This is a genomic window from Streptomyces cinnamoneus (genome assembly GCF_002939475.1).
Lineage (GTDB): Bacteria > Actinomycetota > Actinomycetes > Streptomycetales > Streptomycetaceae > Streptomyces > Streptomyces cinnamoneus_A.
In genome coordinates this window covers 1-22,290 of record NZ_PKFQ01000001.1, presented here as the reverse complement: position 1 = coordinate 22,290, position 22,290 = coordinate 1, and the positions used below count along the sequence as shown (strand labels likewise).

The 22,290-nt window shown below is 69.3% G+C and carries 14 protein-coding genes and 2 pseudogenes; 5 read left to right on the top strand and 11 right to left on the bottom strand.

The window, feature by feature from the left end:
• Positions 1-54: 54 nt before the first annotated feature.
• Together CYQ11_RS00085 and CYQ11_RS30030 are read right to left on the bottom strand one after the other, a co-directional pair.
• Positions 55-845 (bottom strand): annotated as a pseudogene (locus tag CYQ11_RS00085) (IS5 family transposase).
• Between the two features lie 142 nt (positions 846-987).
• Complete coding sequence (locus CYQ11_RS30030) at positions 988-1,482, bottom strand: transposase family protein (RefSeq protein ID WP_240003267.1); 495 nt, start codon at positions 1,480-1,482, stop codon at positions 988-990.
• Between the two features lie 682 nt (positions 1,483-2,164).
• Between CYQ11_RS30030 and CYQ11_RS00075 the strand changes: the two are divergent.
• Together CYQ11_RS00075 and CYQ11_RS30025 are read left to right on the top strand one after the other, a co-directional pair.
• Positions 2,165-3,668: pseudogene (locus CYQ11_RS00075) on the top strand (Mu transposase C-terminal domain-containing protein); the annotation flags it as partial.
• Positions 3,669-3,753: 85 nt separating this feature from the next.
• The gene (locus CYQ11_RS30025) at positions 3,754-5,622 is read left to right on the top strand and encodes an ATP-binding protein (protein WP_240003265.1); all 1,869 of its coding nucleotides are present in this window, start codon (positions 3,754-3,756) and stop codon (positions 5,620-5,622) included.
• Positions 5,623-5,653: 31 nt separating this feature from the next.
• Here the strand turns inward: CYQ11_RS30025 and tpg are convergent, their stop codons facing one another.
• On the bottom strand, positions 5,654-6,211 hold the full coding sequence (gene tpg, locus CYQ11_RS00060) for a telomere-protecting terminal protein Tpg (RefSeq protein WP_099198415.1): 558 nt from the start codon (positions 6,209-6,211) through the stop codon (positions 5,654-5,656).
• A gap of 434 nt (positions 6,212-6,645) precedes the next feature.
• Here tpg and CYQ11_RS00055 point away from each other — a divergent pair, with 434 nt between their 5' ends.
• The 3 genes from CYQ11_RS00055 (at position 6,646) to CYQ11_RS00045 (ending at position 10,034) form a co-directional block, all read left to right on the top strand.
• Positions 6,646-7,122 carry a hypothetical protein gene (locus tag CYQ11_RS00055; RefSeq protein ID WP_099198414.1) on the top strand — a complete coding sequence of 159 codons (477 nt, stop codon included), beginning with the start codon at positions 6,646-6,648 and terminating at the stop codon, positions 7,120-7,122.
• A gap of 163 nt (positions 7,123-7,285) precedes the next feature.
• Positions 7,286-8,935, top strand: coding sequence for a hypothetical protein (locus CYQ11_RS00050; protein ID WP_240003278.1), 1,650 nt, complete (start codon positions 7,286-7,288; stop codon positions 8,933-8,935).
• A 46-nt stretch (positions 8,936-8,981) separates the two neighbouring features.
• Entirely contained in the window at positions 8,982-10,034 is a 1,053-nt protein-coding gene (locus CYQ11_RS00045) for a DUF4238 domain-containing protein (RefSeq protein WP_338105441.1), read from the top strand.
• An 84-nt stretch (positions 10,035-10,118) separates the two neighbouring features.
• Here CYQ11_RS00045 and CYQ11_RS00040 read toward each other — a convergent pair whose 3' ends face one another.
• From CYQ11_RS00040 to CYQ11_RS00005, 8 genes are all read right to left on the bottom strand, one after another.
• Positions 10,119-10,451 (bottom strand): helicase associated domain-containing protein, encoded by a 333-nt coding sequence (locus tag CYQ11_RS00040; protein WP_398781365.1) that lies wholly within the window; start codon positions 10,449-10,451, stop codon positions 10,119-10,121.
• 290 nt (positions 10,452-10,741) lie between these two features.
• Positions 10,742-11,698: a TniQ family protein gene (locus tag CYQ11_RS00035; protein ID WP_240003264.1), complete on the bottom strand. Its 957-nt coding sequence runs from the start codon at positions 11,696-11,698 to the stop codon at positions 10,742-10,744.
• A complete protein-coding gene (locus CYQ11_RS00030; RefSeq protein ID WP_181143520.1) occupies positions 11,695-12,681 on the bottom strand; it encodes a TniB family NTP-binding protein in 987 nt (328 codons plus the stop codon). Before CYQ11_RS00030 ends, CYQ11_RS00035 begins: the two co-directional genes overlap by 4 nt.
• Positions 12,682-12,797: 116 nt before the next feature.
• Entirely contained in the window at positions 12,798-14,921 is a 2,124-nt protein-coding gene (locus CYQ11_RS00025; RefSeq protein WP_099198492.1) for a TnsB C-terminal domain-containing protein, read from the bottom strand.
• A gap of 13 nt (positions 14,922-14,934) precedes the next feature.
• Positions 14,935-15,792, bottom strand: a complete 858-nt coding sequence (locus CYQ11_RS00020; protein ID WP_181143519.1) for a TnsA-like heteromeric transposase endonuclease subunit — start codon at positions 15,790-15,792, stop codon at positions 14,935-14,937.
• Between the two features lie 98 nt (positions 15,793-15,890).
• Positions 15,891-18,242, bottom strand: coding sequence for a Helicase associated domain protein (locus tag CYQ11_RS00015; RefSeq protein WP_099198490.1), 2,352 nt, complete (start codon positions 18,240-18,242; stop codon positions 15,891-15,893).
• A gap of 55 nt (positions 18,243-18,297) precedes the next feature.
• Positions 18,298-20,967 (bottom strand): DEAD/DEAH box helicase, encoded by a 2,670-nt coding sequence (locus tag CYQ11_RS00010; protein ID WP_099198409.1) that lies wholly within the window; start codon positions 20,965-20,967, stop codon positions 18,298-18,300.
• 35 nt (positions 20,968-21,002) lie between these two features.
• Positions 21,003-21,629 (bottom strand): hypothetical protein, encoded by a 627-nt coding sequence (locus tag CYQ11_RS00005; RefSeq protein ID WP_243469258.1) that lies wholly within the window; start codon positions 21,627-21,629, stop codon positions 21,003-21,005.
• Positions 21,630-22,290: the final 661 nt, after the last annotated feature.

Here is a 22,290-nt window from a genome sequence, read left to right as displayed (position 1 = left end):
CACTACCAAAAACGCAGCTCAGGACACGAATCGCTGCTGGAGTACTAACAGCGCCTAACACAATGAGTTGATCTGCCTGAGGGTGATGAGGCAGCAAGCGAGGCAGAGGAGGGCTTCGTGGATGTCGGCTCGTCGTTCCCAGCGGATGCGGAGGCGTTTGAAGCCGTGGAGCCAGGCAAAACTCCGCTCGACCACCCACCTGTAGGTGCCCAGGCCGGTTCCGTGGCGGGTCCCGCGGCGGGCGATGGCCGGCACGATGCCTCGCTCGCGTACACAGTTGCGGTAGATGTCGTGGTCGTAGCCGCGGTCGGCGAAGAGCGAGTCCGGCTTCCGGCGGGGGTGCCCGACGCGTCCCCGCACTGGCGGGATGGCATCGAGCAGGGGCAGCATCTGGGTGACGTCGTTGCGGTTGCCGCCGGTGAGGAGGACCGCGAGCGGGGTGCCGTGCCCGTCGGTGATCAGGTGATGCTTGGAGCCGGCCCGGCCCCGGTCAACCGGTGACGGGCCGGTGTGGATCCCCCTTTTAGCGCCCGCACGTGGCTGGAGTCGATGACGCACCGCGACCAGTCCAGCTTCGCCGCGGCATTCAGCTCGGCCAGCAGGATCTCGTGGAGGCGCTGCCAGACTCCGGCCTCGTTCCAGTCCCGCAGCCGCCGCCAGCACGTCATGCCCGACCCGAAACCCAGCTCCTGGGGCAGGTACTCCCACTGGATGCCCGTGTACAGCACGTACAGGACGCCGCACAGGACCTCCCGGTCTGGCAACGGCTTGCGGCCCGGGTACCGGAACCGACGCTCCTTGCCCGGCAGCAGCGGCTCGATCCGTTCCCACAGTTCATCCGACACGATCCACGGTGATGCCCCCACGGTCCGGACAACGCTCAACTCGTCGGCCAGACACGCTCATCAGCGTCGCTCCCACCTCATTGTGTTAGGCATTGTAACACCACTGTCCTGCATGGGGATCTCCCTACCTGTCGAAAAACAGTCAGCGGTTGACTTTGAGGTTGGTCAGGACGAGCAGAGCGCGCAGGAGACGGGCAGCGCGGGCGGGGTCGGTGCGGGGCTTGGTGAGGATCCGCCAGTTCTTCAGATGGGCGAAACCATGCTCGACCGGCGCGTGGCCGACGGCGAGGACCCGGTTGGCCTCCTTCTGACCAGGAGTGAGCTTGTGGGCACGGCTGGCAGCGAAGCCAGTGACGATGGCGGGGGCACGTACGTCGTTGTCCGGGCCGTGGAAGCCGAGGTCTGCGAGGGCGCTGAGACCAGCGGCGCGCAGATGGGCCAGAACATGGTCGTGGCGGGCGGCGGTGATGTCGTGGGTGCGGCCGAGCCGGGCGGAAACCCAGATCAGGCGGTCTTTCTCGTCGGCCAGGGCGAGGAAGTGCAGGCCGTGGTGGCGGTGTTTGCCGGAGTTGTTGCACCGGTCGGCCCTGCTGGTGCGGCGCTGGGTGGGGATGAGGGGGCCGTCGATCAGGACCACCTTCCCGCCCCGCTTGGCGGCCTTCTTCAGGGCACGGTCCAGATGCGGGGCCTGCGCGGCGAGCAGGGCGACGGGTTCGTCCCGCCAGCGGCGGATGGTGGACTCGGCACGTTGCTGCCGCCGACCATGTTGGCCAGGCGCTGATCGTGGCGCAGCACGGTCAGGACGATTACCGTGATTTGCCCGGCCGGCAGGACCCGCCACCGGGACCGTATCGCCTTCAGGTGGCGTCGCAGTAGGCCGGCGAGGTGGTTGACGGCGTGCTGGGACAGCGGCAGACGGCTCTGGTAGACAAGCGGCAGGTGTCCTCGGCGTGCTCTTGGGTTCTCGTCACACAGTTTCCAGCGGCCGCCGGGAGCACCCCGGCTGCGATCTCTCTGTTTTGTGACAGTGGGTGAGTGACAGCGGGCCTGGGGGTGTTGCTGCTGGTCAGTGGTGGTTGAGGGAGTGTGGGGCCACTGTCCTGGGCGTGAGAGAACCGCGGGGTATCGCTGTCCCGGGGCGTTATCGCGTGAGGGGTGACGCTGTCTCAGTTTTGTGAGTTCTGATCCGCTGGCCGATGGGTGTTGGTGTGCTCGGGGGTGTGGATCAGGGAGTGCAGGGCCCGGCCCCGGAAGGGACGGGTGGCGGTTCGAGTGGGGCTTTGCCGGCTGTGTCGGTTCGGGCGTTGCGGGGACCGGCGGTGCGCCGTCTGCTGGTCCTGCGGCGGGAGGGGAAGCTTACGACTGGGCGGGTGAGGTCGGCGGCGGACGTGCTGGGGGTGCGGGAGCGTGCGGTGTGGCGGTGGCTGGCGGCTGCTGAGCGGGACGAGGCTGCGGCCCGGGCACCGGGGGAGCGGGCCGCGTATTCCGGGCGGTTCACGGTTACTGATGAGGTCCGGGCTCTGCTGGGGCTGTGGAAGGGGAACGTCGCGGCGGTTCATCGTGAGCTGGCCGCTCGCGCGGCTAGGGGCGAGGGGGATCCACCCCCGTCGATTCCGACGCTGCACCGGGCGATCCGTCGGGATCTGTCGCCGGGGGAGCGGGCGGGGCTTGTGGGTGGGGAGCGGGCGGCGCGCAAGCATGATGTGTTCCTGGCCCGGTCGCGGGGCTGGCGTAACAAGGTGTGGGAGACCGACCACATGCAGGTTCCGGTGCTGGTCGATGTCGACGGCAAGCCCCGCAGGCCGTGGATTACCTGGTTCACGGACTGTGCCACCAACGCGATCACCGGCGTCGCGGTCACGCCGGTGCATCCGTCGCGGGAGTCGGTGCTGGCCGCGCTGCGCTCCGCGGTCCTTCGCGAGGACCCCTATGGCCCGTTCGGCGGTTTGCCGGAGAAGGTGCAGGTGGACCGTGGCAAGGACTTCCTGTCCCGGACGGTGACGGCCGCGTTCGATCTCCTAGACGTCACCGTGGAGGACCTGCCCGCCTACACCCCGCACCTCAAGGGCACGGTCGAGGGCCTGAACCGGACGGTGGAGAGCATGTTCCTGGCCGCGTTGCCCGGCTATGCCCGCCAGCCGCGCCCCGGCAAACGCCCTTCCCGGCCGAAGGACGAGGTGCTGCTCAGCTTCGAGGACTTCACCGCCCGGCTGCTGGCCTGGACGCGGTGGTGGAACACCGAGCATCGCCCAGCGCCGTTGCGGGGCAGGACTCCGCTTGAGGCGTGGCAGGACGATCCCACCCCGTTGCGAGACGTGTCCGCGGCGGATCTGTGGACGTTCACCTTGGAGGATGCCGGCAGCCGCACGCTGACCACCCGCGGCATTCGCTTCAAGAAGCGCGACTACGTGGGTGCGTGGATGACCGGTCAGGCCGGGATCCAGGTCCGAGTGCGCTTCATGCCTCACCACGATCACCGCATCGAGGTCTACCACGCCGCCACCGGCCGCTACCTGGGTCCTGCGGACCTGGCCGACCAGGCCACCGAGGAACAGGTCAGCGCTGTACGCCGGGCCCGGGCCGCCCGCTCCCGCCGCCTGAAGAAGGACCTGGAGGCTTCACAGCGCGAGCGCTACGCAGCCGTCACCCAGGCCGAGGCCCCCCAGCGGCTCGGCGCCCTGACCACCGCGCAGGCCGAGGCCGAGCTCGCCCAGGCCGCCGGCACCGACCTGTCCGCTCTGGCGATGCCGGACCTCATCCCGCCCGCCGCGCCCCCAGCCGACTGGCGCACCCCGCCATCCCTCGTCACCCGGACCGCGCCCGGCCGGCCTGCTCCCGTCCCATCCGAACCTGCCCCCGGGCGTGTGCCTGGATCGACCGCTCAGACCACTGAAGACGGAGACGCCTCGTGACCGCGGCCACCTACCAGTACGTCGACCTGCCCGACGCCTCCGTGGTCACCACCCGCGCCCTGCTCACCGCGCGGGAGAACATCGGCGATACGGTCGCCGCCCGCGCGATGATGTGTATCCACGGCGGCGCCGGCTTCGGCAAGACGCTCGCCGTCAACACCTGCTTGCGTGAACTCGAACCCGGCGAGGACGTCCGCAAGATCACCTTCCGGGCCCGTCCCACCGCCCGAGCGGTGCGCTACGAGCTGTTCACCGCGCTCGACCTGGCCGGCGAGCCGCCGCGCCACCCCAGCGAATTCGACCGTCTGCTGAAGACCGCTCTGGCCGAGCGCCCCCGCACCTTCCTCGTCGACGAAGCACAGTGGCTCAACGGGGAGGCGTTCGAGTACTTCCGCTACCTGTGGGACGAGCCCTCCACCCAGCTGGCGATCATCTTCGTCGGCGGTGAGGGCTGCCACACCGTGCTGCGCCGCGAACCGATGCTCTCTTCCCGCATCTTCATCTGGCAGCACTTCACCCGCCTCACCCCCGACGAGGTCCTCGACGTCATCCCTCTGTTCCACCCGATCTGGGCCGATGCCGATCCCGACGACATCACCTTCGCCGACAGCCACGCCGCACACGGCAACTTCCGCGCCTGGGCCCAGCTGACCGCGCACACCCGCACCGCCTGGCACGCACCGGCCGTCCCCGCGTGGATCAGGAGCTGCTGCGCTGGGCCTTCAGCCGCCTTGGCTGACCACCACACCGCCATGTTTCTCGCCGCGCGGCCGCCGTCCGTCATCGTGGTCATCGACCGCGATGACGACGTCATCCACACCCACACCGCCCTGGCCGCCCACCATCCGCCGTCCGGCCGGATCACGCTGCACCCCGGCCCAGGCACCACCAGCGAGACCGGCCTCGCCCACGACCTTCTCGCCGCCCTGGGCAAACCGCCCCTGCTCACCGGGCGCTTCCCCGCCGGGCGTCAGCCCGCCTGGGAAGCCGCTGCCGCCTGGATGACTGCCCTGCCCGTCACCCGGCTGACCGTCCTGCGCGCCCACCGCCTCACCACCCGCCGCACAATTCGCCTCCTGGAGCTGCGTGCCCTCACCGGTATCCACCTGACCCTGGTCTGCCACCGCCTCCACCTTCCCGCCGCTCTGCACCAGGCCCTGCGGACAGTCGACTACTCCCTCACCACCGACCTCGACGCAGCCCGCCGCCACTACTACGGCACACCAGTCACCGAACCCCCGCCCGCAGACGAGCCCGCCGGGCCGGCCGGCCGGTGGCTCACCCTGTCCGCACTAGAACGCCTCATCTCCTACGACAGCCCCCGCCCCTGCACCGACCCGTGCACCCCGCCCTCCATCGCCTGGCGGCACCGCCCACCGCCCGTACCTCTCACCGCACACACCGCCCAGCGAATCGCCCACCGACTGCACGCGGCGACCGCACATCCTCGCCTGGCCGCGGCCATCGCCGCCACGCTCTTCACCGGCGCCTCCCTCCAGCAACTCGCCACCGCACGCCCCCGCGACTACGACACCGCCGCGGCCACGCTCGCCCTGCACGACCGCGCCCGCTACACCGACGGCTGCGCCGCCCACCCCGTACCACCCTGGGCCAGCGTCTTCCTGCGGGCCGCGGCCTGCTTCACCCGACTCGTCTCCGGCGAGGACCAGGAACTACTCGCCGCGCCAGGAGACCGTGCACACCTCCTGCGCGTAGCGGAGACGGCCAGACTGCGCCCGCCCCAGCCGCCCGCAGAACGCCGCAAAGGCCCGGTCGGCCAGGTGGATTGGGACTGGCGCGAGCGGCAGGAAGCCGAGCGGTACGAAGCCATGCCGGCCAATCGCGTCAGGCCCTCACGACGCTGAACACCCTGACCTGGTGACGCGACGGGCAGGCTCAGCCGATCGAGAAGTCGGCGAACTCGACGTCGCTGAAGGCGATATGCAGACCGTGAGCCCGGCGGCCCCATTCGCGAAAGTAGGCGTGTCCCAGCGCACGGGCGAGGATCACCGTCTGCTGCTGCTCGCCTGCGCCGGCATCTCGAGCGGCGAACAACTCCCGGGCTACCTCTCCCGGCAGATCCTGGGTGATCCACCGCACTCGCGGATCGTCCGAGGAGCCTGCAGGAGCCGCGAACCCGAATCGCGCCCTGGTATGGAAGATGAACCCCTCCGCCTCGGCCTGGGCACGCCGACGGGCCCGTATCCGGGGTTGCCACCGAGCCAGGACCGCTTCCTCGATCGCCCGAACCTGCGTCGGACCCGGGGGACGACGCGCTCCTGGCTTCTTCCTCACCCACCGCTGCACGGTGCGCTGCGAGACCCCCAGCACGGCGGCCACCTGCCAGGTGGAACCCCGATGCGCTGCCAGCAGAAAACGCAGGCGGGCCTCGGTGCTTGAGGGAACGGGCCGGGTGCGCAACGCGCGCTCCAGTCCCTGCTCGATCTGTCCCACGTCCGCCTCTCCAAGTGGCCAGTCCGCAGGGCCAGCACCCCGCAGTCCATAGCGTCAGTTCTCCCGCATCGCACGCCCCTGCCTGCCAGTTTCTGCATTCTCGGGACGGCGTCGGCTGACGCAGGCTAGGAGTACCTCGGGGGCACTGGCGACAAGCTGGCGGCGCGCGTCAGGACGGACGTCGCCGGCGCCGGGTGCTGTCCTTCGGTACGGAGTCCCACCAAGGGGTGAGGCGGGAGACGCCCGCCGGATGGAGGCCTGGACTGCCTGGACGCCCCACCCATCCAGGCCGTGCGACCTCCTCCGCAGCTGGTGCCACCACGGGCCCGCCCAAGTCCGCCGCGCTGTGGCCACGGTCACACGACTCAGTGTTGTGCGAGAGCCACTCGCGGAGGACGGTGGTGACCGGCGCGGGGCCGACAAGAAGGACCACCATGAGATCGAGCACTGATCGGGTCGCAGAACTCTTCGGCACCGACGAAGTCCGAAGCCTCCTCGCCACCAACCTCCCTGGCTACGAGTCCTATGCCTTTTCTGAGATGGCCCGCGCAGCACGCGACCGGCTCGCCAACACCCCGGCCCACAGCGTCGGCATTCTCGCGCGGGAACTGTGTCGAGCCGGCTTGGCCATCCATCACGCCCGCGACACCTGCCAGCACGCAGGAGAAGACGTAGCTCAGCTCGTCACATTTACCCGGACTGGCTGCGACTGGTGGGCGACCACGGTGGACCACGATGGCCCTGGGCTTGTCCGAACCCACCTCATTAATCCCTGCGAACAGCTGCTCGGCGCCGGCAGCACTGATGAACGCGACGACGGCTACGCGGCGCTGCGCGGACTTGCCACCCGACTCGGATCCCACAGCGGCTTCACGTCTCGCTGGACGCTGCACATCGACGACGGTGCGTAGCGTGAACGTCCACGCAGTAAGAGCAACGACACGGGGCGAGGCGACATCCGGGCCGCTCGCCAGCTGCCGCACCGCTGCAAGTGGTAGCCCGCGCTGAGATACCGCTCGGACGAAAACCGTGCGCCGGGCCGACCTCCTCTTTTCTACACTCGTGGTCGTGGCGATGACCTACAGCAGCGGAAGCTGGGATGACCTTCCCGAAGAAGCGAGGCCGGATGGCTACCTGGCTCCGCTCACCGCCACGCCCACCGAGTGGGTCACGGTCCTCGGGAAGCCTGTACATGACCGCTTTGACTGGGGGATCAGCAGCTATCTGACCCGTCCTGCGGCGCGTGAACATGCTCTGCGGGAGTACACCTGGAGTCAGGCAGCGATCGGCGCCGCTGGGATCAGCACCGTCTACCCGGAGCAGCGCACGGTTTTCGAAGAGGGACTGCGAGACGAAGAGGAGCACGCGGAGTTCTTCGTACAGCTCCGCACCCATCACGGGCTCGCCGAACCGACGCTGGAGTTCACCCCCTCGTTTCTGTGGTATTTCGACGCCATCCCCAGGAACGACGGCTCCTGGTACTACCTTGACGACGCCGGCCGTGACCACGAACTGGTGCGCACCCGACGCACCGACACCGAGCTGCGCTTCGACATCGCGGCCATGCCCTTGCGCCGCTACCTCGCCGCACGGAGCCGCTTGCTGGTGATCCAGCATGACCGCATCATCCGGCTCGATCACGTACCCGACCCGGCGATCGACGCAATCGACCGCTCCGACCTGCGGCACTTCGCCTTCCACAGCGGAGACATCCACTCAGTGGACCGCCCGGGTTTCGTACGGCTGGTCGGAAAGCAGATCGTGCTGCCCATCGAGGCAGAACCCGCTGACCTGGCCCGCCCGCACACCTCCGAACGCCGGTTTCCGGAATTCACGGTCGCCATCGACCCCAACACCGGGGAGCGCATCACCTCCATGTGCGAGCCCGACAAGCTGAGCAACTACTTCACCGACCGCGGTACCCCGCACTACCTGACCCGGGTCTACTTCCGGCGCGAGGTCCTCAACCGGTACACCTCTCAGCCGTCCCGCTACCGCATTGAGAACGGCCGCCTGAGCTGCCTGGGACTCTGGGGCATCTCCATCGGCACCAACCCTGACGGCTTCATCGAGGTCTACCTCGGAGACCTCGGACGTGATCTGCCGGCCGAAGAACGCGATCACTGGCTCAGCTTCAACGTCCCGCCCAGCGGAGGACGCGACGAGGGCCGTTTCGACCGCGACATCCTCGGCCGATGGACCGATGGGCCGCCCGACCCGCTACGCCGGCTGTTCGCCGCACGAGAGCACTTCAGCACCGCCATGGGAACGCTTTTGGGACAAGCGGTCTACAAGCCATGGCACCCCGCCGACCAGATCGCTTTCGAGGGCCTGCACATGCCCACCAGCAGTGAGCAGCACGAAGCCGACACCCTCATACTGCTGCTCGCCAAAGGCGTCATCGACTATCTGAATGTCAAGGCCCTCCGGCGCCTTCCCGGAGTGACCGACTCCAAGGCGCAAAGCATCAACTGCCTCGAAGCATGGGTCTCCTCGAGCGGAGGTGACAGCGACGCGCTTATCCGCCCGTTGCGCGTCCTGCAAGGCCTCCGCTCCACCGGGCCGGCCCATCTTCGCGGAAAGGACTGGCACGCCACCCTCACGCGCGCCGGCCTGGACGCATTGAGACCCGATGAGCAGTTCGTTCAGGTACTCACGCTGACCGGTGACGCCCTCAGCGCGCTCGCCCAGCATGCAGAGTCACAGCACCAGGCCAGCCAGTAGACGCCTGCAGTACCCGCAAATCCGCTGACACTCTCTGTTTGGTTGCGTGTATGACTGGCGTGAAAAGCCAAACAGGGGAGGGCAGCCGGTGGGTAAGGCGTCGTCGGGGAAGCGTGCGGCCAAGGCAGGCGGCACCCGGGATCACACAGTGCCGCAGATGTACCTGAAGCACTTCGCCAAGCACGTAGCACGCCGCAAGTACGAGCTGAAAGTGCGACGGCTCGACAAGATCAATGAGCCGTTTCCCGTGACGCCTACCGGCATCGCTGCTGAGACCGGTTACTACTGGGGGATCAGTGCCGAAGGGGTCCCTCACCACGCTGTCGAGGAACTGTTCACCTCCCTTGAGGGACACACCGAAACAGTACTGAAGGTCCTCCTGAGCGATCCGGATTGGGCGCTCACACCGCACTGGCCGTTGAGACCGGACCAGCGCCATGTCCTCGCCTGGTGGATGGCTGCCCAGATCTTGCGCACGACGCGCCAGCGGAAGCGGCTTACCCACCTGCAGACCGAAGCACCGGACATCACCGGCCTTCCGCAAGAAGTGCACACCCTTGCCCAGAACAACCCCCACCTGCGCTACATCGTTGAAAACATCGTCACGTTGGCGCTCATCCTGGAAGCACGTCCGTGGGCGCTGGGCTTCAGCGACATGTGCCTGCTAACCAGCGATACCCCGATCGCCATATGGAACCGCCCCGACGACGAAGACCAGCTGCGCGCCGCCGCACTGAGCGACATCCTGCTCCCGCTGGACCCTCACCGCTTTCTGTTCCTACCCGGCCCCGCTACCCGGGGCACCGACCGGCGTAAGCACGTGGACCACTTGATGCACGCGGAGGGTGCCATCGGCTTCGCGCTTGTGGAGGTGGCGTACGACGTGGCTGACCAGTTCGTGATACACCACCCAGAGCACGACCCCTGGAAGCATTGGAAGCCGAACAGCCCAGGTCAGCCCAAGCCATGGGACGGGCAGACGCATTCTGCTCCTCAATACATCTTGGAGTACGGCGTATTTCCGCCCAGTCAGAACATTGAACGTCGCTGGACCGTGGAACATCCACCGCCTCGCTCCCCAGCCGTGTCACACCCCTGACCTGCCGGAACATCGCCCGGCGCACACAGCAACGGACCCCGGGCCCTGAGAGGCCCGGGGTCCGGTCACGGCGCAAGAAGGCGGTCAGAGGCTGCCTGGAGCGGCCTGCGGGACCGTCACCGGTCTTGCCCAGTCCATGCCCAGCTCCGCGAGCGCGGCGAGCTGTTCGGCGTCCAGCCGGTTCCTCCTCGATTTCGTGTTCGAAATCCATACGCCCAGTTTCATGGTCACCGGTGCCGCCTCGCCGTCGACCGTGATCTGTTCGCTGTGCCCCCTCGGCACCGGCCGGTCGCCCTCACGCTCCACCCACTGCGCGAGGGCCGCCAGGCCGCGCTGGAACGCCGCCTGTGCCTTGCTCGGCCCCTTCGTCGCACGCGTGGCCGCCGGGGCGGGAGATGAGACCTCAGCGGGTTGCACGCCCAGCTTCGACAGCCGCTGCTGCTGCTCTGTGACGGGTCAGTGATCTTCAGAGGGCTGGGCTGTTTTGGTCTGGTGTTTCGTTTTTGGCGGTGGGATTCGGGATGGGGTGAAGTGGTTGCGCTCAGGCGTGATGAGCGTGGTCTGGGGGCGTGTTCGGTTTGGTTGTTCGGGTGCTTAACCTGCGGTCCGGTAGTTGCGTGGGATTGATCTTGGCTTTCTCGTAGGTGTGGTGGCACGTCTGTAGGCGGCTGCGCTCTCTGGGAACTCGGGGTTCCGAATGGTGCTGGTCAGTGGCGTGTGTGGGTGAGGAAGGCCTGGAGCGGATCGTTCGCGTTGAGGGGCAGGCGGGGTAGTCCGAGTCGGTGGGCGATGAGGTTGAGGGCGTTGCCGGTGTCGCGGTGTGGCCGGTTCGGCAGGGTGGCGAGTGCGCGGGCGAGGGCAACGGTTTCGGGGTAGGTGATCAGGTCGCGTGCCAGGAGCGCGGGGGAGGCGCTGCCCGTGGTGGTCAGGTGGGGGTTGGTCGCGTAGAGCTGGTTGAGGCGGGTGTGCGAGCGGTCGGTGAGGTGTTGCTGGTGGTCGTACCAGCGGGTGGTGATGGCGCGCGCAGCGGTCCAGGCGGTGGCGGCTCGGGGGTGTCGTAGGAGTCGCTGGTGTGCGTGGTGCGCGGCGGCAAGCTCCGGCACGGCCCAGGTGCGGACGGTGGAGGTGAGCCGCGGGTCGGGGGTGGCTTGGTGGTGGCGCGGGCACACCAGTCGGTGCGGTGGCCGATGAGTCCAGGCGGTGTCGGTGGCGTCGTGGCTGCGGTGGCGGGTGCACAGGGTGCAGGCGCGGACGGGCTGCTGTGCGGCCTCGTGCCGCTTCCAGTGTGCGGCGGTGGCGATGTGGTGGGCGTCGTCGTTGGGGGCGAGGCGGGGCAGGGCGCGTGTCAGGTGGGGGAGTGGGATGCGGGTCAGGGCGGCGAGATTGTGGCAGGCGGCAGGGCTGAGGTGGAGTTCAGCTGTCGGTAGTGTGCCGTGGCCGGACAGGGTGATGCCGGCGCCGTCGAGGAGCTGGGGCAGCGTCAGCCGGTAGGCGGTGGCGAGGCGATGCACATAGGAGGCAGTCGCTTCGCCGGTCAGTGGCCGTACACGGAGCACGCCCGGAGCGGCTGACGGGATCCGCAGCGATACCTCTGTGGTGAGGACGGCGCGCTGGGCGGGGGCGGCTGCGACCGCAGTACGGGCTGTGGCGTCTGTCCGGGTCACGGGGTGTTGGTATTCCGGCTCCGGGGCCGGGCGCGGGGTTGGTAGTGCTGTTCGGCGAGGTGGTCGAGGCGGATGGCGGCGAGGGTGGTTTTGGTGATGCGTTCGGTGCCGTCGAGTAGCGCGGTGATCGCGGCTTGGCGGATGAGGCGGGCGAGGCTGCCGATGCGGCCGGCGGTGCGCTCGTGCAAGTAGGGGGCGAGCCGGGGGAGGGTTCCGGGCTGGTGGTGGCGCAGGTCGAGCGCGCTTTCCATGGCGGTGATGAGGTCGCGGAAGGGCTCTTCGTCGCCGAGGCGGGCGGGGAAGGCGGCGCAGTCGATGAGGGAGGCGCGTCCGGCGAGCTGGGCTCCGCGCACGCCGGTGAACAGGGGTGTGGTGGTGACGTCGATGCCGGCGTAGACGAAGGTGGCGCCGATGCGTTCGGTGAGGTCTTTGATCAGGTCGGCGCTCTGGGCGCCGGTGGTGGTGCGGGGGTTGAGCCGGTGGATCTCGTCGATCATCACCAGCTGTACTCGGGCGGCGGTGTAGGTGTGGCAGACGGCGCCTGTGATCTGGGCCTGGGACATGCCGGCGGTGACGGGGGTGCCGAGGTAGCGGGCGAATTCGATGGCGAGGGTCTTGGCACTGGCGGCGGGCGGGACCAGGACGTAGGCGACCGGAGCCTGTCCAGCTGTGGCCGCAGGGCCGTGGCGGCGGGTGTGGGCGAGGTGGCAGGCGCGTCCGACCTGAAGCAGGGCGGTGGTTTTCCCGGCGCCTGCGGGGCCGGTGACGATCAGGGAGGGCCGTGCGGTGACGGCCTGGTGGCGGCCGAGGACCATCAGGGTGCGCACGTTCTTGGCGAGGGCGTCGATGGCGGGAGTGCGCACGGTGACGAACCGCGAGTGATAGGCCAGGCGTTCCTCCAGGCTGCGGCGCGGCGCCCCGGGTGGGGGAGGAGCGGCCACGGGGGTGGTGGCGAAGGCCTGGAAACCGTCCCAGGTGGTCACCGATCGCTGCTGCGGATCGGGGGTGTCATCGGCGGTGCTTGCCGCGGCACTGGGAGACCGGTCCGCCGCCCGTGGGGACCTGCGGGCCGATGCATCGCTCGTGCCCGGGGAGGCGTTCACCACTGCTCGGCCTCCGCTTCGGCGTCCCACAGCCCGTAGCCGCCTGCCTCGGCCGGAGCCGCGCTTGTGCCATCCAGATCGCCAGTGCCCGGTTCCGTGACCGGGTCGGTGCCGATGAGGTCGTCCAGGCTCTCGCTCCAGTCCGGTTCCGGGGCCGGTGCGTTCTCTGCTTCGAGCGGGCGCCGCTGCCCGGGCAGGTCTGGCAGCCGCACGTCCGCACCGCGGGCGCGAGATCGTTTGCGAGGGCTGGCTTCGTGTTCCATACCGGCGGTGCTGCGGGTGCGGCGCAGGAGCTGGTCGAGGGCGTCGGCGAGGTCGGCTTCGTGCGTCTCGCGGTCTCCGCGTTGTTCGACCTCGGTCTGGATGTGGCGCCAGAGGGCGTCGTTGAAGGGCTGGTGGACGTGGTCGCGGTGGATCCAGGGGATTTCGTGGAGCTGGCCGTCGGTGAGGCGGACGAAGATCTGGCGGGCGTCATGGGGGTTGTGGTGGACCTCCCACTTGCCGTCTTTGCTGGCGACGGGGGAGCGCTGGCCGCGGTGGGGGTCGAGGATGTCGTGGTTGTAGGTGCGGTAGTCGAGGCGGATGCCGCGTTCGGTGATGGGCTGCCACCGCACCGGCAGCAGTTCGAGGTAGTCCGCCCCGGTCAGAGGCACCGGCACATAGCCGCTGATGGTGATCAGCGCGGCCCACATCTGGTTCGGCGTGAGGACGGTTTTGGGAAGGACGGGGTGACGCAGTCCGTCGTGGGGCCGGTTCTGCCAGCCGCAGGTGATCCATTCATCGAGGAAGTCCTGCAGCTGCGGGATCGTCCACCGCGCCTCGGCCTCCGTCGCTACGCCGCGGCGCTGGGGGTTGGATCCGGTGTGGCCGGCCACGTGCTGGCAGAACAGGTCGTTGATCGCACCGAAGGTCCGCTCCACCACGGCCTTGGCCTGCGGCCGCCTCGGAGGAGCGGGCTGCACGCTCACCCCGAGCGTCTCGCAGGCGGCGACGAAGCCCTGCGAGAGGTAGATCTTCCCGCGGTCGACGACGATCGTCTCGGGCACGACCACCGGTCGCGCGGCCGCGCCTTCCAGGCGCTCGTCCAGCGACAACATCCGCTCATAGGGCACCTCGGCCCGCGACAGGTGAAGCGATTGGGGCCAGGTAGGGCGGGCAGGATGCGGAACAGCCATCTCGGCCAGGAGCAGTGCGGCGTCGACGGCTTTGGTGCTGTGCGGGCGCAGGACGGCGGCCAGGATGGAGCGGGTGGCGACGTCGACGGCGATCGTCAGCTCCGGCCGGCCCAGGCTGCCGTCCTCGAGAACGGCCATGATGTCCAGGCGCGTGGTGTCGATCTGCACCTGCTCCCCGGGCCGCAGCACCACCGGCGCCGACGAGGCGCGGGCGGGTGCGGTGGCGGTACGCGCCGGGCGTCCCGGACGATCGGCCGGGTCGGCCAGCACACTCACCAGCCGGTAGAACGTCGAACGTGACGGCATCTCCACCACCCCGCGCCCGTGCGTATCCTCCAGGATCTGCCCCACCAGCACCTGCAGTCCCTTCACCGTCCCCTTCGACCGGCCCCGCTGGCGCCGCATCGCCTCCAGCACCGCGGCCACGACCCGCTCGTCGGCATACCCCGTCGGATGACGCCCACGGGCCGGCACCGCACGCTTGTCGACAAGCCCCCACAAGCCCTGCTTGCGGTAGACGTGCCGCATCCGCTGCACCGTCGTACGCGTCACCCGCGCGAAGCCAAGCGCCGCCAGCTCCTGCGCCTTGGCCGCGTCCCGCTGCGCCAGCGTCCACCGATCGGGGTCGTACTCCGGCCGCATCGTCTGGCCGTCACGGCCACCCTCAGGGTGCGGCCACCCGGTCTCCACCTCCCGGATATGGGGCAGCCAGGCCAGCGCCCGCTGCTGGGCCGCCACAGGAACGGTCTCGAACAGTCCCCACTGCGGCACCGCGGCAGGCGCCCGTGCGCCCACTACTTCGAAACCCGGATCGGCGAACAACCGCCCCAGCAGCAGTCTCGTTTCGATGCCGCCCCCCTGCAGCAGGTAGACCTGCTGGCCCTGCAAGGCGGCGACCTGCCAGGTCTGTCCCCGGTAGGCGACGTGCGCGCCGACCTCCACCACCGGCCGCTGGCTCTTACCGTGTGTGCCGCCCACTGCGCTCACCCCTTCCTCGGCCGCCCCCCGGCGCCCACACGCTCTTCGACGCCCCCCTACCACCACGTTCTGCGTCAGCGCAGACCAGCGTCTCCTCGTGCAGCGGCTCATCAAGAGGCGTCGTCAGATGCCCGCACCACAGCGCGTGATAGACAGCCGGCAGTACTTGCAGAGGATCACCCACCGCGGCTGCACCGTCGGCCAACGGCCGGAGCCCGACGAACGCCTCAGCCAACGCGGCCCGCAGCCCGGGCGGGCCCTGATAACGGGGGTGGCGGTAGCCGGCCAGCCATCGCAGGTTCGCCGCCACCACCGGGGGAGGCGGCTCGAGGCGCCGATATGACCAGCCCACGCGCGCGCACGCCGCCTCCAGGACCATCCGCGCCCGCTGCGCCCCGTCTCCACCGACGGCCGGACTGGAGGGGCAGTCGGCGAGCAGACCCGTGCCGTCGGCGTACCGGGCGAACAGCTGAGGCACCCACGAGCGCACCCGCCCGTCGGTATCCCGCCACAGCAGCCGTACCGGACGGGCGGCCAGGCCGGTCACGTCCGGATTCCGGTCCAGCACCATCAGCTGGGTGCGCATTACAGCCGAACCGTGTACGACATGCCGTCCAGTGGTCGCCGACCACCACCAGCCCGGCCCCCACCGGCGGCCCGGAACGACCGGAAACGCGGATACCGGCGCGACGTCCTCGAACCGCACCGACGCCGCCGCCTGATCCCACGGCAACTGCGTCAACCGCTCGGCGGCCGTGACGAACGCGGCCTCGATTCCCGCACCGTCGCCCCCTGCGGCAGCCTGCTGCACCCGCCTGCTGTGCTCGTGCCCCTCCACGCTCAACAGCCAAGTCCATGACGGGCTGCTGAACGCCGTGATCCGGATCCGCCCCCCGAACGGGTGAACGGCGGCCGCGATACCGTGCCGCACCGTGGTCAGACCGGGAGATCCTTCAGTTCCTGCAGGAGCCGCTGCTGGCTGGGCAACAGGGTCTGGCGTTGAGCGAGCTGCTCACTGAACCAGGAGCACAACTTGGGCGGCGGTTCGAGGCCGGCAGCGAACAGGAGGCGCAGACGGTGGTAGTCGCGCTGCCAGGCGAACGCCCACGGAGGCAGCCACCACGGATCCAGAGCGGCGAGGGCCTGCATGCCTGGCCATGGAGCCGGTGTGCGGCGCGCGTGGGCTCGGGCCTCTCCGCGTTTGCTGGCGAGCCACCTGCCCAGAGGGAATCCGTTGTGCTGAACGGGGTGCGGCAGCGCCAGGTGGCCGTGAACGCCGGCGTAGTCCCGGGCATGAGCCAAGCCCACGGCGAAGTCGATCCGGGCGCCGGTGGGGTAGAACCGCGAGGTCTGCCTGGCTTGTGCGTCCCCGGCGGTGATGCCGATCTCCCGCAGTAGATCTCGCTGGCGGGGGTCGAGCTCTTCGAACAGCGCGCGCTGCGCGTACAGCCATAATGCGGCAGCCGCCCCCACCCCGGCGAAGCCATCCCCCGGCACCAGCAGCTGATTGCTGCCGCACTGCTTGCGGGCGTGGTGGTAGGCGCGTTGCCATGCCATGGGCCACGGCGGGTTCCACCATGGGTCGATGGCGGACAGTGCACGGCTCCGGTCGGTTTCCTTCTCCGCCATACGGGCCCGGCTGCGTTGGCTCATCAGCCACTGCCCAAGAGGAAAACCGTCCTGCCGCGTGCTCTTGGACGTGGCGAGGTGGCCGTGGACGGCGGCAAAGGCTCGGGCGTAGTCCAGGCCGGCCGCGAAGGCCAGAGCCAGGCTTTTGCGGCGAGGGTGTGCTGAGCGGGCGTGCGCGGGCCGGATCCCGAGATCTGCGAGCAGGCGTTGCTGGCCCACGTGGAGGTCGTCGTACCGGGAACACTGCTCATGGAGCCACTCGCCCAAGGCGAGACTGGTGCCAGGGAATCCCGCTGTGGCGTCGACGAGGCCATGCTTTTGAACGTGTACCAGGGCGCGGTGGTACATCCGTCGCCAGGAGATGGGCCAGGGACCATTCCACCAGGGATCGATGCGATGCAACGCCTGTGCCCGCTCTATGGGGAGTGCTGCTACTCCGGTTCTCTGATTGGCCAGCCACGGCCCCAGAGCAAATCCCTCGTGACGGCCGTACTTGGGAACAGCGAGATGCCCGTGACGCGCCGCGTAGGAACGGGCGTGTGCCAAGCCGACCTGATACGCCTGCTCTGCACGGGACGGCCTTCCTCCCACCGGAGCACTGCCGACGTGCTTGAGGCGCAGCTCCCGCACCTGCGCCGCAAGCCCACGAGGCCGGTGCGCGACCGGAACCGCCCACACGTCTTCCTCGGGCACTGCTCCGCGCTCCCGACGCACACACGCCCGAACCCAGGCGAACAAGGCTCCTGCGCTGGAGGAAGCAAGCTGCTCCACCAGCCACGGGCGGCCCAGACAGCGAGCCAGCTCGGTCAGCAGACGGGGAACCTCGGCCAGCGTGTGCGGCATCTGACCGTGTGTGTCCTCCAAGATGCGTTGTCGCCACAACCGGTCAGAAAGAACCGTCGTGACCGCGACAGCCTCCGGATACGTCACCACGTCCCGGGCGAGCACCGCTACCTCACCCTCGGGGAGATCGGCACAGACACGGCCAAGACGTGCCGGCCAGAGCACCTCGTCCCGCCAGTGCGCATCCCACCAGGAGGCAACGACCGCCTGGGCCACGGCAAAAGCGTTCTCGCACGAGCCCCTACGGCGCAGCAGCGGCAGAAGGCGCTGGTGCGCACGGATCACCTCCGGTACCCCGGCGAGGCCCACCTGGCCTTCGACCAGCGTGACTCTGTCCAGCGCCAGTGAGTCGAGGGACCAGCACTGGTGCCTGATGCAGATCCTTGGACGCAGGGCGGAGTACAGACGAGCAGAACACGGAGCGCCTGTCCGGGCCGCCGTACACAGTCGGCATCCCAGCATGACGGCAGGAACTGTGCTGCCGGAGGCGAAGCGCACGTTCGGCTGGTCACCGTTCGCCTTCGCGTCAGCGCCCTCATCCCAGGAAGGCAGCGCGCGGGACAGATGCGACTCCGGCACCTGGCAGAGGGAGGCCAGCCGCCGCCGCACCGCGGGCGCCAGGAACACCTCGCCGACGAGACAGCCCTTTCCCCAGACACCACGCACGCCAGGGCCCGCCATCGCAGACAACAAGCCCGTCACGGTGACGTTGTAGCGAGCGGCCAGCCGGTTCACGAATGACATCGTCGTTTCACCTGCCAGCGGGGCCAGCCGGACGACCCCGGCCACCGGCCACGGGGAAAACGGATCCGTCACCTGCCACTCCACAGCTTCACTGGCATGCGCGACCGGCACAGGCCTCCCACTGCCCCTACGCCGCCCATTCCATGCCAAGCCCCCGTAGCGCGTCCAGCTGCTCCGCGGTGAGCCTGTCCCGCCTCGCGCGGGTGTTCGATACCCACACGCCTAGCTTGACGACCACCGGCTCCGTCTCGCCGTCAACCGCGATCTCCTCAGCGTGGCTACGGGGTACCGGCCGGTGGGCACCCTCCCGCTCTACCCACTGGGTGAGGGCCGCCAGTCCGCGCTGGAACGCCTGCTGCGTTTTGCCCGGCCCCTTCGCCGCAGGCGTTGCCGCCGGGGCAGGAGACGGGGCTTCAGTGGGCTGCACGCCCAGCCTTGTCAGCCGTTCCTGCTGTTCGGCGGAGAGTTGTGTCCAGGTGCTCGCTTCTCTTTGCCGCGTGAGCCATCGTCCGATGTCGTCGCCTTCGAAGAGCACGCCGGGCTGGATGTCGGGCAGGTGGCCGTCGGCGTCGACGAGGTCGGCGAGGACGCGGCAGTGCCGCTGCCAGTCGAGCGGCCAGGGGCAGTTCCAGTCCGGGTCGATCGCCGCCAACTGCGCGGCACGCACCGCCGCTCGCTCCGGGTCCTTGCCCAGACCGTTCTTCTGCCCCTTCCGCCGGAGGTTGGCCAGGTGCTGCCCGATGGGCACCATCGCCTCGCCCTCGCCCCAGACGGCGTCCTGCCGGGGCGCGAGGTGCCCGGTGGCTCGCCGGTAGGCCCGGAAGGCGGCGAGTTTGTTCTCCCACGCTTCGTCGCCGGGTTCCCACACCATCCCGGCGTCGTCGAGGAGCTCTTTGCGGTGGGGGTCGAGTTCGCCTGTGCGCTGGGCGCGGCGCTGCTGGTGCACCCACCGGCCCAGGGGGTAGTCCTTCGTCATGCCGACCTCGGTCTCGACGTCGTATGGGACGGCGTACAGGCCGGTGATCCCGTTCTCGGTACGCCACCGGACCAGGGCCTGGTAGCCCTCCAGCCAGACCAGGGACTCGGGCCGGATGACACGGCAGCGGGTGAGGGCGGCGATGTCGGCGGCGTCGCGGGGGGAGGCGAAGTTGACCACGATCGAGGTGACCCGGTCGACCTCCTGCTGCGTCTGGTTGGTCTCCTCGGGCATGTCCCCGTTCTCCGGGCCGGCCGCGGGGGCGGGCCGGACGTGGATGCGCCGCCGTTCGGCGCCGCGGGTCAGGGCGCGGGAGGCGAGCTGGTCGACCATGCGTTCTGAGTGCGAGCGCAGGGCTTGGAGGATGTCGACCAGGGGTTGGTAGCTGGCCGAGGCGATCATGTCCTTCGGGTCCTCGCCGGGCTGGAGGAAGACGGGGATGATGATCCGGGCGGTCTTGGTCGTGCCGTCGGGGTTGGGGCGCAGGGCGCGTCCGATGTTCTGGACGACGTCGACCTGGGAGCTGCGCGAGCCGACGATGCACACCGCCTCGACTCCGCGCAGTCCGGTGATGTCGACCCCGACTCCGAGGGCGCGTACGGAGGACAGGAACGCCCGGTGCACCCGCCGGTTCTGGGCGTCGATGCCGTTGGCGAACCGGTGGATCACCGCACGCCGGTGCGCGATGGGATGGTCCCCGCACAGCCAGTCCGCCCATACCCGGTCCGCAGGCACGTGACGGCCCTCCTCCAGCTCGTACAGCTCAGCGTCGATCGACGACGCGGGCAGCGCCTCCGCCCCGGCCAGCGCCGCCGCGGAGGCCTCGGCGGTGTACAGCTCGGCGGCCGTGCGCGGCATCTGCTCGGCGAACGCCGCGGCTTCTTCCACCCGCTGGTGGAACACCATGGTGGTGTGCAGATTCTGCTGCGCCGCATGCTCCAGCAGCGCCGCCTGGAGCAGGGCCATGCGCCGGCCACGCAGGGCGTCCTCCGACAAGCCCAGGATCGGGTCCGGGTCGCGGATCTCCAGCACGTCGATCTCGAACCCCGCGAGGATCGATCGTTCCACCGCCTCCGCCAGCCCAAGATCAAAAATCCGGGTGCCGTACGTGCTGGAGTCGTCCTCCATCGACGCGATCACCACCTCCTTGCCATCCCGGCCCCGCTGCGGCCGGGGCGCGGCGAGAATCCTCGGGGTGGCGGTCAGGTAGAGCCGGAAGTCGACGGGGATCCGGCTGTTGTCGTGGATCGCCGCCCACGGCCGTCCCATGTCCCCCGCGGTCATGTGCCCCTCGTCCAGAATGGCCAGGTCGAACGGAGCCATCCGCTGCCCATACAGCCGCTCCCCGCCCGCCAGAGCCGATTCCAGCGGCCCAGGGACGGTCCGGCGACCAGTGACGTCGGTGGGGTCCTCGCGGTCCACGAGAGAGGCGTAGGTGGCGAACACGACCACGGGCCCGGCCCCGGCCCATAGGGCGAGCTGGATCGGGTTGGTGGTGGTGCGCACTCCGAGCTGCTCCAGGACCTCGTCCTTGTCCACGGAGCAGACCGCGACCATCGGCGCGCGGTGCCCGACCCGCCGCCAGGACTGGGCACTCTGCACGATCAGGTCCAGCGTGGGCACCATCACCAAAATCCGCCCGCCCGGGAAGTACTCCAGAGCGCACGCAGCGGTGGTGATCGTCTTACCGGACCCGGTCGCGGACACCCCCATGGCACGCGCCCCCTCCGGAGGAACAGGCGATCTTGCAGGAAATCCGACCCAGCTACGAAAGCTCAATTTCTGGTCGACCTGGTGTTCCTTGAGTGGAACCAAAAACATTTCTAGCCCTCCCCGATTTTTATCCCTGTGGTCTTTCAGAGGGCCGCGTCCGGAGTGCAGGCCGCGCTCAGGTCGTTCCAGATCGACGCGTCCGCCTTGTGCCAGCCGCCGGGCTTTCCGTTCTTGAAGGGCGGCTTGTTGTCCGGGTCGTAGTGACCGGCATCGAGCGTGCAGACGATGACGTCCCCGTCGGTGTTCCTCGTGCGCGCGGTGCACAGACCGCCGGCCTCGCCCAGCGCCTCCAGCGCCCGGCGGCGCGCCGTGGTGTGCGGGTGGGTGCGCGACAGCACGGACTCCCGGACGAACCTCTCCAGCCGGACGAGGTCGGCCCGCTCACGCTGTCTCACGTCCGCGATGTGTACGGCCAGTTCAGCGGCCCCGGACGCCCGGCCGCCGCGCTGGGACCACTCCCGGTCCGCGATGCCCACCAGGGCCTCGCTCACGGCCCTCACGCCGTCATCCCAGCCGTCCGAGAACAGCGCGCCCCGAGAGGCCGGCGCCATGCCGTCCAGCTCCACCACCTGGCACTGCGCCCCGGCGACCGCCCCGGCCTCCAGCGCGGCCACCAGGTCGTCCGCCTCGCTCTTGGGCACGCCCTGCGCCTCCAGGAGCGCGAACACCTTCAACCGGGCGTTCACGCCCGCCGTCTGGTACTGCGTCACCCGGCGCACAGAATCGCTGCTCAGCGCGGGATCAGGTCCGGTAGATTCGTGGTGACCGGTCATCTGCGGTCGTTCCTCTCGGAATTCCGGGGAGGTTCCCGGGTGGTTGGGGGGTGTCTCGTGTTTTCGCCAACGGTACATGCTGCATCATCCTGATGCACCCGCTACACTAGAACCCGACACGAACGAGCGACCCCCACCCCTCCCTAGCCAGCCCGGCCCGCGCCAGCGGGCCCTGATGGTTCTGGAGGCGCAGCCGGAAGGACCGTCAAGCGGGGGAGCGCAGCGGACCCGCCACCTCGGGCACGCAGTGCCCGAGCCCCACTCACTGGAGGCCCCACAGGCCGCAACTGACACCCCGGCAGTCGTCGGGGGCTGGCCGCATCGCGGCTGCCCCCGCCCCGGTCCCGCATCGCGGGCCGGCCCACTGGTCCCTGGAGCGCAGCGGAGGGGACCGCCCGCGCACCGCGCGGGCAAGGGAGCGCAGCGACCGCCCCGCTTGCACATCGCGCAGCGATGTGGTACCCGCTCCGCGGGGGAGTGGGAAGGGCACCGTTTGAACCCCCGTCACTGCCCAATCTCGTATGCCGTTTTCTGTTTTTCTTGATATAATAAAAAAAGCACGAAATCTAAACTATATAACTATACATACAAGAAATAA